Below are 16,418 nucleotides of genomic sequence, written 5' to 3' on the forward strand. Positions count from 1 at the left end.
CAAAAAGCCAAAAGAGGATGAGAACATGACACTGAATTTGACAAGACGAACGATGATCGCAGCCGCCGGCTTCACGGCATTGACCTTCATCGGCCTGTCCGGCGCTGCGGCACAGGAAAAGAAGACCGTCGCATTGGTGCAGATCAACCAGCAGGCGCTTTTCTTCAATCAGATGAATGAGGGCGCCCAGAAGGCGGCCGACGCCGCCGGCGTCAAGCTGGTGATCTTCAACGCCAACAACGAGACGACGGCGCAGAACAGCGCGATCGAAACCTACGTCCAGGAAAAGGTCTCCGGCCTTGCCGTCGTGGCGATCGACGTCAACGGCATCATGCCGGCGGTCAAGCAGGCGGCCGATGCCGGCATTCCGGTCGTCGCCATCGACGCCATCCTGCCTGATGGTCCGCAGAAGGCACAGATCGGCGTGGACAACGCCGCAGCCGGCGCCGACATGGGCAAATACTTCCTCGACTACGTCAAGGCGAACATGGGCGGCAAGGCCAAGCTCGGCGTTGTCGGCGCGCTGAACTCGTTCATCCAGAATATCCGCCAGGACGGCTTCGAGAAGACCCTGAAAGGCGTCGACGGCATTGAAATGGCCGGCGTCGTCGACGGCCAGAACATCCAGGACAACGCCCTTGCGGCGGCAGAAAACCTGATCACCGCCAATCCTGACCTGACCGCGATCTACGCCACCGGCGAGCCGGCCCTGATGGGGGCGATCGCCGCCGTCCAGAGCCAGGGCAAGCAGGATAAGATCAAGGTGTTCGGCTGGGATCTGACTGCCGAAGCCATTGCCGGCATCGATGCCGGCTTCGTCGTCGCCGTCGTCCAGCAGGATCCGGCCGCAATGGGCGGCGCCGCCGTCGACGCGCTCGTCAAGGCCTCGGCCGGCGAAGCCGTCACCAAGACGATCTCGGTGCCGATCACCATCGTGACCAAGGAGAATGTCGAGCCGTACCGGGCCGTCTTCAAATGATCGAAAGCGGACAGCGTGACATCGCTGCCGCCGGTTCCGGAGGGGTCGCATCCTCCGGAACCGGAACATCCGGCGGCACCCGATCCGACCCGCGCATCTCGCTGCGCGGTATCCGCAAGTCGTTCGGCTCGCACCAGGCCCTGCGCGGCGTCGATCTCGACATCTTCCCCGGCGAATGCCTGGGCCTTGTCGGCGATAACGCCGCCGGCAAATCGACGCTGACGAAAATCATCTCGGGAACCTACATTCCCGATGCCGGCACGATCACCATGGAAGGTGAGGAGGTCCGCTTCTCCGGCCCCGCGGATGCGCGTGGGCGTAACATCGAAATGGTCTTCCAGGATCTCAGCCTCTGCGATCATATCGATGTCGTCGGCAATCTCTTCCTCGGCCGCGAGCTCAGCCGCGGGCCGTTTCTCGACACCAGGACGATGCTGTCGGAAGCGCGCAAGATGCTGGATTCGCTTGAGATCCGCATTCCCAGACTGACCGGCAAGGTCGCCCAGCTCTCCGGCGGGCAGCGTCAGGCGATCGCCATTGCACGCGCGGCCTCCTTCAAGCCGAAGGTGCTGATCATGGACGAGCCGACCTCCGCACTTGCCGTCGCCGAGGTCGAGGCGGTTCTGGCCCTGATCAACCGCGTCAAGGCAAACGGGGTCTCGGTGATCCTCATTACCCACCGGCTGCAGGATCTCTTCCGGGTCTGCGACCGTATCGCCGTGATGTACGAGGGTACGAAGGTGGCCGAACGGCAGATCGGCAGCACCAATCTCGAAGATCTCGTCAGGTTGATCGTCGGTGAAGGAGCCAGACAATGACGGCTTATACGGAACGCGGTCACGGCTCGCGCGTCGCCGATTTCTTCGGCGAACACGCACAGGTCTTGTCGATCGCCATCTTCTTCCTGGCCTGCATGATCTTCTTCTCGATCGGCAGCGAAACCTTCTTCACACTCGGCAACATCCTGAACATCATCAGGCAGGCGGCTCCCATCCTGATCGTCGCCATCGCCATGACCTTCGTCATCATCACCGGCGGCATCGATCTTTCGGTCGGCTCGCAGGTCGCCCTCGTCAATGCGGTCGCGGCGATCATCATGGCGATGGGTGTTCCCTGGCCGTCGGTCCTCATCGGCATGATCCTGCTCGGCGGTTTCATGGGGCTGGTCCAGGGCTGGTTCGTCGCCTATCAGGGCATCCCGGCCTTCATCGTGACACTTGCCGGCCTATCGATCCTGCGCGGTCTGGCGCTCTATCTGACCCAGGGCTATTCCATTCCGATCAAGGATGCGCCGGGCTTCTTCGCGCTCGGCCGGGGCGAAATCCTGAGCTTCCCGATCCCGGCGGTCATCGCCGTCATCATCGCCATTCTCGGCTATGTCGTTATCACCGCGACCAAGTATGGCCGCCAGGTCGTGGCGGTCGGCTCCAATGCGGAGGCGGCGCGGCGTGTCGGCATGCCCGCCAAATGGATTATCGCCTCGGTCTATATCATCTCCGGCATCGCCTGCGCTGTCGCCGGCTTGCTGATCGCCGCCCGCCTTGGCTCCGGTTCGTCCAATGCCGCCGTCGGCTTCGAGCTGCAGGTGATCGCCGCCGTGGTGCTCGGCGGAACGTCGCTGATGGGCGGACGCGGCACCATCCTCGGCACCGTGCTCGGCACGCTGACCATCGCCGTCATCGGCAACGGCCTGATCCTGATGCACATATCGCCGTTCTTCACCCAGATCGTCACCGGCGCCATCATCCTTGTCGCCATCTGGCTGAACACGCGCATCTTCACGGCCAATTTCCATTTCCGGCTGAGCAGGAAAGGATGAGGCGATGAGCGAGCAGACAGCAGAAAGCCTGTCCGAAGCGCATGTCCAATCCGGCAAGGTGATGACCGTCACCGGTCCGATTTCGGCGGATGCGCTCGGCGTGACGCTGATGCACGAGCATATCCTCAACGACTGCCGCTGCTGGTGGCACGCGCCGAAGACGCCGGAACGGCAATATCTGGCCGAAAGCTTCGTCTGCATGGAGATCCTCGGCGAACTCAGGCAGGATCCTTTCGTCAACAAGCACAATATCACGCTCGACGACGAACATCTGGCGGTGACAGAACTCAAGGATTTCGCAACAGCAGGCGGCCGCACCGTGGTGGAACCGACCTGCAAGGGCATCGGCCGTGATCCGCTGGCGCTCCGGCGTATCTCCGAAGCGTCAGGCCTCAACATCGTCATGGGGGCGGGCTACTATCTCGGCTCCTCGCATCCCGAAGGCGTCGCCGCGATGAGCGTCGATGACATCGCGGGCGAAATCGTCCGCGAGGCGAGGGAAGGCGTCGATGGCACCGGCGTCAGGGTCGGCCTGATCGGAGAGATCGGCGTCTCCTCGGATTTCACCGCCGAGGAAGAGAAATCGCTGCGCGGTGCTGCCCGGGCGCAGGTGCTGACCGGGCTTCCCCTGATGGTACATCTGCCAGGCTGGTTCCGTCTCGGCCACCGCGTGCTTGACGTGGTCGCCGAAGAGGGGGCGGATCTCCGCCACACCGTGCTTTGCCACATGAACCCGTCGCATGACGACATCGCCTATCAGAGCGAGCTGGCAGAGCGCGGCGCCTTCATCGAATACGACATGATCGGCATGGATTTCTTCTATGCCGACCAGCAGGTGCAATGCCCGAGCGACGAGGAGGCGGCGCGCGCGATCGTGCGTCTCGTCGAAGCCGGCTATCTCGACCGGATTCTCCTGTCGCACGACGTCTTTCTGAAGATGATGCTGACGCATTACGGCGGCAATGGCTACGCCTATATCCTTCGCCATTTTCTTCCCCGTCTGGAGCGGCACGGCCTCGATAGGACGGTTCTCGACGAGATGATGCGCGGCAATCCGCGCCGCGTCTTTCATGCCGGAGCGTAGCTCCTTCCATTCAATCGATCACAGGTAACCGCAGACCATGACCAAGAAAATCCTCCTTGTCGGCGAGAGCTGGGTCAGCTCCGCCACGCATTACAAAGGCTTCGACCAGTTCGGCAGCGTCACCTTCCATCTCGGCGCCGAACCGCTGGTGAAAGCGCTCGCCGGCAGCGCCTTCGAGCTCACCTATATGCCGGCGCACGAGGCAGTGGAGAAGTTCCCCTTCGATATGGCGGGGCTCGATGCCTATGACGCCATCATCCTCTCGGATATCGGCGCCAATTCGCTGCTGCTGCCGCCGGATGTATGGCTGCATTCGCGCACGGTGCCGAACCGGCTGAAACTTCTGAAGGCCTGGGTGGAAAAGGGCGGCGGCCTGCTGATGGTCGGCGGCTACTTCTCCTTCCAGGGCATCGACGGCAAGGCGCGCTGGCGGCGCACCCCCGTCGAAGACACCCTGCCGGTGACGTGCCTGCCTTATGACGACCGCGTCGAAATTCCCGAGGGAACCGTTGCCAAGGTGGTGAAGCCGGAGCATCCGACGATGCAGGGTCTCGAAGGCGCTTGGCCGGTGCTCCTCGGCGTCAACGAGGTCGAAGTGCGCGACCGTGCCGATGTCGAGATCGTCGCACGCCTGCCTGAGGATCAGGGCGGCCATCCGCTGCTCGTCGTCGGCACGCATGGCACCGGGCGGACGGCGGCCTGGACGTCGGATATCGGCCCGCACTGGCTCTCACCCGCTTTTTGCGAATGGGAGGGTTATGGACGGCTCTGGAAGAACATCCTCGGCTGGCTCACCGAAGAGCAGGCGTGATGTCAGCGCCGGGCAGGAATTCGAAAGGGAATGACATGCAGGAAATTTCGGACAGGCCGTCCAACGCCATCAGGGATATCTTCGGCACGGACAAGGTTCTGATCGGCATGATCCATTGCCCGGCCTTTCCGGGCGCGCCGCGCTACCGGGGGGCTGCGATGGATGCGATCTACGACGCGTGCATGCGCGACGCCGAAGCCTGCGTGGAAGGCGGCCTGCACGGATTGATCATCGAAAATCACGGCGATGTACCGTTCTCGAAACCCGAGGATATCGGCCCCGAGACGACGGGATTCATGTCCGTCGTCACCGACCGGATCGCGCGCGCGGCCGGCATTCCGCTTGGCGTCAACGTGCTGGCCAATGCGCCGATCCCGGCTTTTGCCATCGCCATGGCCGGCGGCGCCAAATTCATCCGCGTCAATCAGTGGGCCAATGCCTATGTCGCCAATGAAGGCTTCATGGAGGGCAGGGCGGCTGAAGCCATGCGCTACCGCTCGCTGCTGAGAGCCGAGCACATCAAGGTCTTTGCCGACAGCCACGTCAAGCATGGCAGCCACGCCATCGTCGCCGACCGCTCGATCCAGGAGCTGACACGCGATCTCGCCTTCTTCGATGCCGATGGCGTTATTGCGACCGGCCAGCGAACCGGCAATTCGGCAACGATGGAAGAGATCGAGGAAATCGGCGCGGCCACACACCTGCCGCTGCTCGTCGGATCCGGCGTCAACAAGGACAATATCGTCGATATTCTCGCCCGTACCAATGGCGTGATTGTCGCCTCCTCGCTGAAGCACGGCGGCGTCTGGTGGAACCCCGTCGATATCGAGCGCGTGCGCGCCTTCCGGGCGGCCGCCGAACCGGGACTGGAGGGCTGAGCATGGCGGCTGAGAGCCTTTCGGCCCGCATCCTGCGCGAGAACGACGCCGTCCTCGGCGCGATGCTCAGCCATCGCTTCGTCGAAGATGTCAAGAACGACAGGTTGAGCAAGGAGGCTTTCGAGCGTTATCTCGTCTATGAAGGCGCCTTCGTCGACAGCGCCATCTCGATCTTCGCCTATGCGGCGGCGACCGCCGGGACGATAGCGCAGAAGCGCTGGCTGATCGCGGTTCTCAATGCGCTGGCCAACGAGCAGATCGCCTATTTCGAGCGCACCTTCGCCAGCCGCGGCATCGATCCCTCGTCCTTCGACACCGGCATCGCCGAGGTCGAGGCCTTTCGCGCTGGCATGTTGGATATCGCCCGCCAGGGCGGCTTCCTCGACACGGTCGCGGCGATGTTTGCGGCCGAGTGGATGTATTGGACCTGGTGTAGGCAAGCAGCTAACCGCCCGATCAGCGATCCGCTGCTGAAGGAATGGGTCGACCTGCATGTCGATCCAAATTTCGCCGCCCAGGCACAATGGCTGAAGAATGAACTCGACATCGCAGGAGAAACGCTGGAAGAGGATGAAAAAGCGCGGCTCAGCGCGATCTTCGGCCGGGCAATGCAACTCGAGATCGATTTTCACGATGCGCCTTACCTCTAGAGCAATTCCAGGAAAAGTGCGAAGCGGTTTTCCGTCCGGAATTGCGTAAAAACAAAAGGTTAGAACGGTTCTGCCTTCATGAAAAGCTGAACCGTTCTAAGCCTCACCTTGCGAAAGCGGATGCATGCGCGCCTACATAGTCGGTAACGTCGCCATCGACGAAACCATCGCCGTCTCCGAACTTCCCGTTATCGGTGCCTCCATCCTCGGCAATGCCGGTGGCAGCGATCTCGGCGGCAAGGGCACGAACCAGGCAGTGGTCATGGCCCGCTGCGGCGTTGCGACAACGCTGGTGGCGCCCGTCGGCAGGGATGCGAGAGCCGATACCATACGCCATTACCTCGCGGACGAACCGCTTCGGAGCGAACTGATCGAAATGGAAAATGCATCGAGCGATGTCTCGATCATCTTCCGGCTGCCGGGCGGCGAGAATGCCATCGTCACGATGACGGAATCGGCGCAGAGCCTCTCCCTGTCCGATGTCACGCAGATCCTCTCGGCCGTCGGTCCCGGCGATTTGATGATATTGCAGGGCAACCTCTCCGACCGGACGACGCGAGATATTCTCGGGCATGCCCGGGCGATCGGCATGGTCACCGCCTTCAATCCCTCGCCGGTGCGATCCTATTTCTCCGATCTCTGGGAACTGATCGACATCGCCTTCCTCAACAAGGGCGAGGCGCAGACCCTGACCGGAACGACGGGCAGAGCAGCCGCCGAATATCTTCTGAGCCGGGGATTGCGCGAGGTCGTCCTGACGCTGGGCGGCGAGGGTGCGATGCTCGTAAACCGGCATGACACCATCCAGGTCCCCGCGCATGCTTGCGATGTGGTCGATACCACGGGCGCAGGCGATACATTCATGGCCGCAGCACTGGCATCCTGCGCGCTGCGCGGGCAGCGGCTGGACCGGCTCGCCATCGAACACGCAGCGGCGGCCGCGGCCATCACCGTCTCAAGGCACGGGACGAGAATGGCGTTTCCGAGCATTTCAGAGCTTAAAGCGATCCTGAAATAGCCTGTCATGGCGCCAATCCTACACGGCGATTGCCTAGCGGCTAAGCTCTTGCATCAGCCACCCTTTCTTTCCACCGTATTGCGCTAGATATCGCAGGAATTCCGCACGAAAGCGGAAGTGAGATTACGCAGAGCCGCGTTACCTAAATCTGGCTTGCATGCGATTATCGGGAACAGCAGCTTGGCGGACGGTGGAGAGAAATTGCATCATGACATTCCCCACTTCCTTTCAGGCGGTGGCGAAACGGCAAGGCTGGTTGCGGCGTATGATTGGTCGACGTCGCTCGGGCCGATCGACACCTGGCCGGAGAGCCTGAAGACCACCGTGGGACTGCTTATCCATTCGCCGGTGCCGATCGTGCTGCTCTGGGGCGTCGACGGCATCATGATCTATAACGACGCCTATTCGATCTTTGCCGGCCGCCGCCATCCCAAGCTGCTGGGCAGCAAGGTGCGCGAAGGTTGGCCCGAAGTCGCCGATTTCAACGACAATGTCATGAAGGTCGGACTGGCGGGCCAGACGCTGTCCTATAGCGACCAGGAACTGACGCTCCACCGCGCCGGCAAGCCGGAGCAGGTCTTCATGAACCTCGACTATTCGCCTGTTATCGATGAAAGCGGCCGGCCTGGCGGGGTGATCGCCATCGTGGTCGAAACCACGAAGCGCCTGAAGGCCGAGCGCAACGTCGTCGCCGAACGTGAGCGTCTGGCCCGCATGTTCCATGACGCGCCGAGCTTCATGGCGCAGCTTGATGGCCCGGAGCACGTTTTCACCCTTGCCAACAAGGCTTACCAGCAACTGATCGGGCACCGCGAGGTCATCGGCAAGCCGATCCGCGAGGCGCTTCCTGAAATCGAGGGGCAGGGATTTTTCGAGCTTCTCGACGAGCTCTACGCCAGCGGCGAGAGCTACCGCGGAGACGGCAGGCGCATCAAGCTGCAGCATGCGCCCGGCGCGCCGCCGGAAGATCACCTGCTCGATTTCGTCTATCAACCGGTCTTCGACACGAACGGGCAGGTCACCGGCATCTTCGTCGAAGGCATCGACGTGACGAAAGCCCGGCAGGCCGAAGCCCGCCGCGATGCGCTTGCACGGTTGACGGAAACGCTGCGTGATGCCGACGATATTGCCGTCGTGCAGTTCGAGGCAGCAAGGATTCTCGGTGAAACGCTTGATGTCAGCCGGGTCGGCTATGGCTCGATCGATCCCGAGACCGAGATCCTCTCGGTCGACCGGGACTGGACCGCAGCCGGCGTCGAGACCCTGGCCGGCACCCTGCCGCTGCGCGACTATGGTTCCTTCGTCGACAGTTTGAAGAAAGGGGAATTCGTCTCGATCGCCGATGTCGCCAAGGACCCACGCACCGCTCACGCCGCCGAGGCGCTGCGCAAGCGCAGCGCCGGTGCCTTCGTCAACCAGCCGGTCATCGAGCGCGGCAGGCTTGTGGCCGTGCTCTACATCAACAATGCCGAGGTCCGGGACTGGTCGCCGGAGGATCTCGCACTGATCCGGGAAATTGGTGCGCGCACCCGCATGAGTTCCGAGCGCATCAGGACCTCCACCGCCATTCGTGAAAACGAGGCTCGCCTGCGCTTCCTGGACACGCTTGCGGAGCAGGCGGCCAAGAGCCTCGATGCGGATGCCATTCTTGCGACGACGACCGAAATGCTCGGCCGCCATCTGAACGTTTCGAATTGCGCCTATGCCGATATGGATGACGACCAGGACGGTTTCACCATTCGCGGCGACTGGAGCGCACCGGGCTCGCCAAGCATCGTCGGACATTACAGCCTTGCCGACTTCGGCAAGCTCGCCGTCGCCAGACTCGGGGCAGGGCTTGCCCTGATCATCGACGATAATCTGGCGGAACTTGCGCCTGACGAAGCCGCCACGTTTCAGAATATCGGAATCTCCGCCACCATCTGCATGCCCCTGGTCAAGGAGGGTCGTCTGACCGCCCTGATGGCCATCCACGACAAAGTACCCAGGATCTGGACCGCAAGCGAGCTGGCGCTTCTGACCGAGGTCACCGAACGTTCCTGGGCGCATATCGAACGCGTCAGCGCCGAAGCCGAATTGCGGGCAAGCGAACAGCAGCTCCGGACGCTCGCACAGGCGATGCCGAACCATGTCTGGACAGCGCAACCGAGCGGCTATCTCGACTGGTTCAACGACCAAGTCTACGCCTATAGCGGCCTGCGGACCAGTGAACTCGACGGGCCGAACTGGGCCGCGATGGTTCATCCCGACGATTTGCCGGAAGTGATGCGGCGGTGGACCGAAGCCGTGGAAAAGGGCACGGATTACGAAACTGAATTTCGACTGCGCCGACATGACGGCACATGGCGCTGGCATCTTGCGCGGGCCGTGCCCCTCCGCGACAGCGACGGCACCATCGTGCGTTGGATCGGCACGAATACCGATGTCGACGACCAGAAGAATGTCGAGGGTTTGCTGGAGAAGCGGCTGGAGGAAAAGACCGCCGAGCGCGACCGGATATGGCGCGTCAGCCAGGACATGCTGCTCGTCGCCGATAGCCGCGGCATATGGCAAAGCGTCAACCCCGCCTGGACCCGCGTGCTCGGCTGGAGCGAAAAGGAGCTGGTCGGCCGGACCAGCGAATGGCTGGAACATCCCGACGACAGGCAAGCCACCCGCGCCGAGCTGGAGCGGCTTGTCGCCGGCATCACGACGGTTTCCTTCATCAACCGTATTCGCGCCAGAGACGGCGAGTATCACACCCTCTCATGGTCGGCGACCCCTGTCGAAGGCATCCTCTATTGCGTCGCGCGCGATATCACAGAGCAGCGCCAGCAGGAGGCAGCGCTCAAGGAAACCGAAGAACATCTCCGGCAGGCGCAGAAAATGGAAGCGGTCGGCCATCTGACCGGCGGCATCGCCCATGACTTCAACAATCTTCTGGCCGGGATTAGCGGCAGCCTGGAATTGCTGGAGAAACGTCTGGCGACAGGCCGGCTGAGCGGCGTCGAGCGTTATATCCAGGCGGCCCAGGGCGCCGCGCGCCGCGCCGCGGCGTTGACGCAGCGCCTGCTCGCCTTTTCCCGCCGGCAGACGCTCGACCCCAAGCCCGTCGACGTCAACCGGCTCGTTGCGGGTATGGAGGATCTGATACGGCGCAGCGTCGGCCCGTTGGTGGAGGTCGAGGTCGTCGGTGCCGGCGGCCTCTGGGTCACGCGGGTCGATCCGTCGCAGCTCGAAAACTCGCTGCTGAACCTCTGCATCAACGGCCGTGACGCCATGGCGCCGAATGGCGGGCGCATCACCATCGAGACGGCCAATAAGTGGCTGGAGGACCGCGCCGCGAGGGAACGCGACCTGACGCCCGGCCAATACATATCGCTCTGTGTCACCGATACCGGCACGGGCATGACGCCCGAGGTGATCGCGCGTGCCTTCGATCCTTTCTATACGACGAAACCGCTCGGCGAAGGCACCGGACTCGGGCTTTCGATGGTCTATGGTTTCGCGCGGCAATCCGGCGGGCAGGTCCGCATTTATTCCGAAGTCGGAAAGGGCACGACCATGTGCCTCTATCTGCCGCGGTTCCTCGGCAGCGCCGAGGCGGATGAAGCCAGCATCACCGCCGCAGTCGACAAGGGCGACGGCGAGACGGTGCTCGTCATCGACGACGAACCCACCATCCGCCTGCTTGTCGTCGAAGTTCTGGAGGAAAACGGCTACACCGCGATCCAGGCGAGCGATGGCCCGAGCGGGCTGCGCATCCTCCAGTCCGATACGCGCATCGACCTTCTGATCACCGATGTCGGCCTTCCTGGCGGCATGAACGGCCGGCAGGTCGCCGATGCGGGCCGCGTCACACGACCCGACCTGAAGGTGCTTTTCATCACCGGCTTTGCCGAAAACGCTGCCATCGGCAATGGGCATCTCGGCCCGGGCATGGAGGTCATCACCAAACCCTTCATGATATCGACGCTCGCAAACAAGATCCGCGACCTCATCGATCGTTAGCTGGTATTTCCTAGCTCTCGTGCTTGATAGCTTCATAAAACCATCATCAGCCTCTGCGAAGTGATAGGCTCCTTGCGATTCGCTCGTCATATCAGCAGCATCCGGACTTTCCTCATGACATCCTCCCCGATTTCCGCGCGTCTTTCCCCGACCGCATCGTCCCGCCTTGTCGTGCTTGCAGAAACGATATTGAAGGCGGGCGAAACCGCCCGTGGCTCGCTGCGGCGACGAACGTCGGCAGAAATGCTCGCCAAGGCGCCGCGCGATTATCAGACCGAAATCGATGTCGCCGTCGAGCGGATCATCGTCAACGAGATGACGAAAGCCTTCCCGGACTATGCCATCCAGGGCGAGGAAGCCGTCGGCAACCGCACAGCGGGTCCAGAAACGCCTGTTATCTACATCGACCCGATCGATGGCACGACCAATTACGCCTGGGGCATTCCGCATTTCGGCATGACGATCTCGATCGTCGAAAGCGGCAGGCTCGTCATGGGCATCGTCTATGACGCCATGCAGGACGAGCTTTTCAGCGCCGAAATCGGCGGCGGCGCCTATCTGAACGGCGAACGCATCCACTGCGCCAATGTCGGCGACATCGAAAATGTGCTTGTCGGCGCCGGCCTGCCGATCCCCGGCCAGGTCAAGGCGGTTGCGGAAGAGACCTATTTCGAGGCCATCAAACGCCTGATGGCCAATACGGCGGGCGTGCGCCGTCTCGGTTCGGCGGCACTGTCGATTGCCTATGTCGCCTGCGACCGGCTGGACGGGTTCTTCGAGGACGGGCTCGCGATCCATGATTTCGGCGCTTCGGCGCTGCTGGTCGAAGAGGCGGGCGGCATCGTCACCCGGTTTTCCGGGGCCGAAGTCAACGGGCGGGGCGATATCCTTGCCGCCAGCAAGGCACTGCATCCCTGGCTGCTGGAAGGTTTTCAGAGCAAGGCGTGAACCGGCGCATTCCGAACGCTTAGCGGTTCAGCCTCATGAAAGCGCAGAACCGCTCTCACCTTTTGTTTTACGCAATTCCGAACGGAAAACCGCTTCGCACTTTTTCTGGAATTGCTTTAAACCCGCAGGAGTTCTTCGATCTCCACATCGCCCTTTGCCGGCATCGATTGATGGACAAGCTCGTTGTCGCGAAAGACGAAAAAGCCGGCGAAGCTCGGCTCGACCCTCATCCCGGCCCGGATCCGATCGTCCGGTGCAACCATCGCCTTCAGGCGGGTGCCGTCGGCAAGATCGACATCGACCATCTTGTGGGTGCCGAAATCGACGCTGCGATGGACTGTCGCGGCGTCGATACGCTCCGAGGGACGGATCGTCAGCGCTTCCGGGCGGGCGGCCAGCGTCACCGGCCCGTCCTCGACGGGAACCGCAAGCGGAAAGAGCGGATGCTCGCAAACGCCGTTCCGGGTGTTGCTCTGGACGAAATTCATCGAGCCGATGAAGCCGGCGACGAAGGCTGTCTGCGGCCGCCGGTAGATGGTGCTCGGCGGCGCGATCTGTTCGGTGCGTCCGTCGCGCATGACGACGATGCGGTCGGCGAGCGCCAATGCCTCGTCCTGACCGTGCGTGACGAAGAGCGTGGTGATGCCGAGGCGCTGCTGGATATCGCGCACCTCCTCCCGCAACCTTTCACGCAGATGCTGGTCGAGGCTGGCGAAGGGCTCGTCGAGCAAAAGGATCTTCGGCTCGAGCACCAGCGAGCGGGCAAGCGCGACACGCTGCTGCTGGCCGCCTGACAGTTGCGTCGTCATCCGGCGGCCGTAATCGGCAAGACCGACAAGCGCCAGTGCAGCCTCGACACGCTCAAGGATTTCCGCTTTCGGCAGCCGGCGGAGCTTCAGGCCAAAAGCGATATTGTTGAAGACGTCCATGTGCGTCCAGAGCGCATGGCTCTGGAACACCATGCCGGTCGGGCGCTGCTCGGGCGGCAGCGTCGTCACATCCTTCGCATCGATGCGGATCGTTCCGCTGCTCGGGCGCTCGAAGCCGCCGATCATTCTGAGTAGCGTCGACTTGCCGGAACCGGATGGGCCGAGCAGGCAGACGAGCTCGCCGTCGCCCACTTCAAGCGAGAAGTCGCGAACGGCAAAGGTGATCCCGAACAGCTTCGAAACGCCCTCGATCGAAAGATGTGCCATTCTCAAACCCTTCCCTGAACTGACGCGTGGCGTTTCATGCGCCGAAGCCTCTCGCAAAGGCGCCCGTGCCGATCACGCGGCGTGCAAACATCAGCGCGATGAAGGACGGCACCCACAGCATGACGGACAGTACGGCGCCGTATTGCACGACGATCTGGTTGTTGATGAAGCTGATCATCAGCACCGGCATGGTGCGAATCTCGGGCGCGCCGATCAGCCAGGCGCCTTCGGTCTCGTAGAAGGTGCCGACGAAGGTCAAAAGCAGCGCGGCTGATATCGTGGGTGCGGCCTGCGGCAGCGTGATCGACCAGAAGACGCGCAGCGGCGTTGCACCGGCATCGCGTGCTGCCTCTTCCATGCGCCGGTCGACATTCTGGAAGGCTGCGACCGGAATCCAGATCATCAGCATCAGCGTGCCGACGAGCTGGATCAGCACGACGCCCCAGAAGGTGCTGATCAGGCCGAGCTGCAGGAAGATGCCGGCAATGGCGACAAGCAGGCCGAATTTCGGAAAGGCATGCGATGCAAGAAACGACAGGAACAGGATGTTTCTGCCGGGAAAGCGCATGCGCGCGAAGGCGTAAGCCGCGGGAAGGCAGATGACGGCGGAAAGAATTGTCACCGTCGTCGTCAACCGCAGGCTGAGGAAGAGCGCATCCCAGACGTCCGGACGTGCCAGCGTCTGGCCCCAGAAACGCAGGCCGAATTGCTGCGGGATCACCGATGGATAACGCCAGACCTCGGTGAAAGCCCATGTTCCGACGACGATCAGCGGCAGCGCGATGAACAGCGTCAGCAGGCACGCAAAGAGCAGGCCGATCCAGTCGAAGCGCAGGCCGAAGCCCGATCTGCCGGCACTCATGGCTGGGCCTCGCGGTTGCGGGCGATCGACCTGATGTAGAGGATGCCGAAGATTAGGCAGAAGCCGAATGTGATGACGGCCTGGGTCATGGCGTTCAGCGGGTCGTTCATATCGGCGAAGGTGCGCTGCATGAACGGCCCCATCATCTCCGGCGATGCCGAGCCGAGCACATAGGGCAGGGTGAAGGCGGAGAAGATGCCGAGCACGGCGAAGGAAGCTGTCACCAGCAGCGAGTTGCCCATGCGCGGCAGGATGATCGAGACGAAGACCCGAAGCGGCCTTGCGCCGACATCGCGGGCGGCTTCGATCGCACTATTCGAAATGGAGGAAAGCCCCGCTGTCAGCATCAGCACCGTTAGCGGAAGATTGTCCCAGACGAGACCGATGACCGGTCCCCACGGCGTCAGATAGGGCGTGCGCAGCTTGGGCAGGCCGACGGAATTCAGCAACAGGTCGACGGTGCCGTTCGGACCGATCGTTCTGATCAGCGCATAAGCGAGGATGATCGATGGCACGAACATCGGGAAGATCGCAAGAGCCTGCACATAGGCGGCAAGGCGTCCTTGCGAGAACCGAAGGTAAAGCGCGATCGGAAGACCGATCGCCAGGAGCAGGATACCGCAGATGGCCGTGGTCCAGAGCGTCAGCCACAGATTGCCGAGGCTGTAGCCGTCGGTGAAGAAGAAGCGGTAGGAGGCAAGCGAGAATTCCGTCGCTCCGTCAGGGGCTCGAACAAAGATCGTGCCGACGACCGCCGAAAGGATCGGAAAGACGACCAGCCATGCAACCAGGAAGACCGGCAGAGCAACGAGGAGGAGCCCGATAGAGCTCCCCCTTCTGATGGACCGGTGACGGCGCAGAACCGCCGGTGCAGTGTCAGTGAACATCAGGTGCGGCTGATACCAGGAGCGACGTTGCGGTACCAGCCGTCGGCGATCGCCTTTTCCCAATCGCCACCCGGGAAGGTCGGAATGGTCGACGGAATGACGTCGGCATACTTCTTGCGAAGCTCGTCGGAGATGTGATCCCACGAGATGGCGGGGAAGCCGCCGATCTCGGTGATGATCGCTTCCTGCATTTCCTTCGTCAGCATGAATGCGGCAAGCTTCAGCGCCGCATCCTTGTTGGCGCCGTTGGAGAAGACGGCGATGCTGGAGAACCCGCCGCAAAGGGCGAGATCGGTAAGCTGCACGAGGCCGGTCGTATCAGGGAGCACACCCTGGGAGATCGCCTGCAGCACCTGGTCCGACCAGACCGGCACCATGGTGACGACGCCCTGGGCGAGCAGCTGGATCGACTGGGTGTTGCCAGCCGTATAGGCGCCCTTGTCATAGAGCGCCGGGGCGAGGTCGTTGAGGATCTTCCAGGCCGGCGTCAGCGTCTCAGTGGCAAAGTCGGCGCTGAAATTGTCGACCTTGAACTTCTTCGGATCGCGGCCATTGGCCTCATGGATCGCGCGGCGGACGAAGTTTCCGCCCGAACCGCCCTTGTCGGGACGGTTGTAGATGAACTGGCCCGGATTGGCCTTGATCCAGGTGGTGAGCTGATCCCAGCTCTTCGGCGCATCCTTCGGATCGAGCTTGGTCGTGTCGTAAGCGAGAAGCACCTGCGAACCGCGATAGGGAAGGGAGTAGGGGGTATCGAAGGCAAGCGGGTTGATATGGTCGTAGCCTTCGATGTTCTCGGCGGAGAACTTGACCCAGAGCCCGGCATCGATGCCGCCGGACGGCAGGCGCGGATCGAACTGTTCGAAAAGGTCGGCCTGCGGATCGGTGTTCGTCTTCAGCGCGGCGAGCGCACGGTCGGCGATGGCGCGCAGTCCATTATTGTCGCCGGCATCGGTCACCTTCAGGGCAACACCCGGATGCGCCTTTTCGAAAGCCGGGCGGATGACGTTGTTCCAGAGGTCGACGATGTTGGCATCCGAGCCGCTGTAGAGGTCGATCATGCCGGCCGCAGCCGATGCGAAACGCGGAAGAGCCAGCAGACCGGCTGCAGCTGATGATGTGATCAGAAATTCGCGTCTATTCATAACCCGTCTCCATCAGGTGCCGAGGCTCGGCCTCCGCAGGATTGTCTGAGGCCTTGCTAGCGCCGGCGCGTAACATCGACATGACAGATCGGGGGTATTTGAGGGAAATTGCACAGCTGTGCTCTTTGCACCGTGTGGAAATTGGCGGCAG

Annotated in this window: 14 protein-coding genes and 1 pseudogene; 11 read left to right on the forward strand and 4 right to left on the reverse strand. The window is 62.3% G+C overall.

From position 1 onward, the window contains the following. The first annotated feature begins 25 nt into the window (after positions 1–25). The 11 genes and pseudogenes from RLCC275e_RS30790 to RLCC275e_RS30835 all read left to right on the forward strand — a co-directional run bounded on the left by RLCC275e_RS30790 (position 26) and on the right by RLCC275e_RS30835 (position 12,177). Positions 26–979 carry an ABC transporter substrate-binding protein gene (locus tag RLCC275e_RS30790; RefSeq protein WP_018496170.1) on the forward strand — a complete coding sequence of 318 codons (954 nt, stop codon included), beginning with the start codon at positions 26–28 and terminating at the stop codon, positions 977–979. Next, positions 976–1,797: an ATP-binding cassette domain-containing protein gene (locus tag RLCC275e_RS30795; RefSeq protein WP_033184027.1), complete on the forward strand. Its 822-nt coding sequence runs from the start codon at positions 976–978 to the stop codon at positions 1,795–1,797. The genes RLCC275e_RS30790 and RLCC275e_RS30795 overlap by 4 nt, the downstream gene beginning before the upstream one ends. Further along, positions 1,794–2,798, forward strand: a complete 1,005-nt coding sequence (locus RLCC275e_RS30800) for an ABC transporter permease (protein WP_033184026.1) — start codon at positions 1,794–1,796, stop codon at positions 2,796–2,798. Before RLCC275e_RS30795 ends, RLCC275e_RS30800 begins: the two co-directional genes overlap by 4 nt. A 4-nt stretch (positions 2,799–2,802) precedes the next feature. After that, the gene (locus tag RLCC275e_RS30805; RefSeq protein WP_033184025.1) at positions 2,803–3,882 is read left to right on the forward strand and encodes a phosphotriesterase family protein; all 1,080 of its coding nucleotides are present in this window, start codon (positions 2,803–2,805) and stop codon (positions 3,880–3,882) included. A 37-nt stretch (positions 3,883–3,919) separates the two neighbouring features. Further along, positions 3,920–4,693 carry a glutamine amidotransferase gene (locus RLCC275e_RS30810; protein WP_033184024.1) on the forward strand — a complete coding sequence of 258 codons (774 nt, stop codon included), beginning with the start codon at positions 3,920–3,922 and terminating at the stop codon, positions 4,691–4,693. Between the two features lie 35 nt (positions 4,694–4,728). Continuing rightward, positions 4,729–5,571, forward strand: a complete 843-nt coding sequence (locus RLCC275e_RS30815) for a BtpA/SgcQ family protein (RefSeq protein WP_033184126.1) — start codon at positions 4,729–4,731, stop codon at positions 5,569–5,571. A gap of 2 nt (positions 5,572–5,573) precedes the next feature. Beyond that, positions 5,574–6,221, forward strand: a complete 648-nt coding sequence (locus RLCC275e_RS30820) for a TenA family protein (RefSeq protein ID WP_033184023.1) — start codon at positions 5,574–5,576, stop codon at positions 6,219–6,221. Positions 6,222–6,345: 124 nt separating this feature from the next. Continuing rightward, positions 6,346–7,239: a ribokinase gene (locus RLCC275e_RS30825; RefSeq protein WP_033184022.1), complete on the forward strand. Its 894-nt coding sequence runs from the start codon at positions 6,346–6,348 to the stop codon at positions 7,237–7,239. 582 nt (positions 7,240–7,821) lie between these two features. Further along, positions 7,822–8,751: pseudogene (locus tag RLCC275e_RS34820) on the forward strand (PAS domain-containing protein); the annotation flags it as partial. Positions 8,752–8,772: 21 nt separating this feature from the next. Next, on the forward strand, positions 8,773–11,229 hold the full coding sequence (locus RLCC275e_RS34825) for a PAS domain S-box protein (protein WP_130728600.1): 2,457 nt from the start codon (positions 8,773–8,775) through the stop codon (positions 11,227–11,229). A gap of 114 nt (positions 11,230–11,343) precedes the next feature. Continuing rightward, positions 11,344–12,177, forward strand: a complete 834-nt coding sequence (locus RLCC275e_RS30835) for an inositol monophosphatase family protein (RefSeq protein WP_033184021.1) — start codon at positions 11,344–11,346, stop codon at positions 12,175–12,177. Between the two features lie 116 nt (positions 12,178–12,293). Here the strand turns inward: RLCC275e_RS30835 and RLCC275e_RS30840 are convergent, their stop codons facing one another. Genes RLCC275e_RS30840 through RLCC275e_RS30855 form a run of 4 tightly spaced genes read right to left on the reverse strand, consistent with a single transcriptional unit; the run spans position 12,294 to position 16,267 of the window. After that, positions 12,294–13,373: an ABC transporter ATP-binding protein gene (locus RLCC275e_RS30840; protein WP_033184020.1), complete on the reverse strand. Its 1,080-nt coding sequence runs from the start codon at positions 13,371–13,373 to the stop codon at positions 12,294–12,296. Positions 13,374–13,407: 34 nt separating this feature from the next. Beyond that, complete coding sequence (locus RLCC275e_RS30845) at positions 13,408–14,235, reverse strand: ABC transporter permease (protein WP_033184019.1); 828 nt, start codon at positions 14,233–14,235, stop codon at positions 13,408–13,410. Continuing rightward, entirely contained in the window at positions 14,232–15,122 is an 891-nt protein-coding gene (locus RLCC275e_RS30850; RefSeq protein WP_033184018.1) for an ABC transporter permease, read from the reverse strand. Before RLCC275e_RS30850 ends, RLCC275e_RS30845 begins: the two co-directional genes overlap by 4 nt. After that, on the reverse strand, positions 15,122–16,267 hold the full coding sequence (locus RLCC275e_RS30855) for an extracellular solute-binding protein (protein WP_033184017.1): 1,146 nt from the start codon (positions 16,265–16,267) through the stop codon (positions 15,122–15,124). Before RLCC275e_RS30855 ends, RLCC275e_RS30850 begins: the two co-directional genes overlap by 1 nt. Positions 16,268–16,418: the final 151 nt, after the last annotated feature.

This window comes from Rhizobium brockwellii (assembly GCF_000769405.2).
Classification (GTDB): Bacteria; Pseudomonadota; Alphaproteobacteria; order Rhizobiales; family Rhizobiaceae; genus Rhizobium; species Rhizobium brockwellii.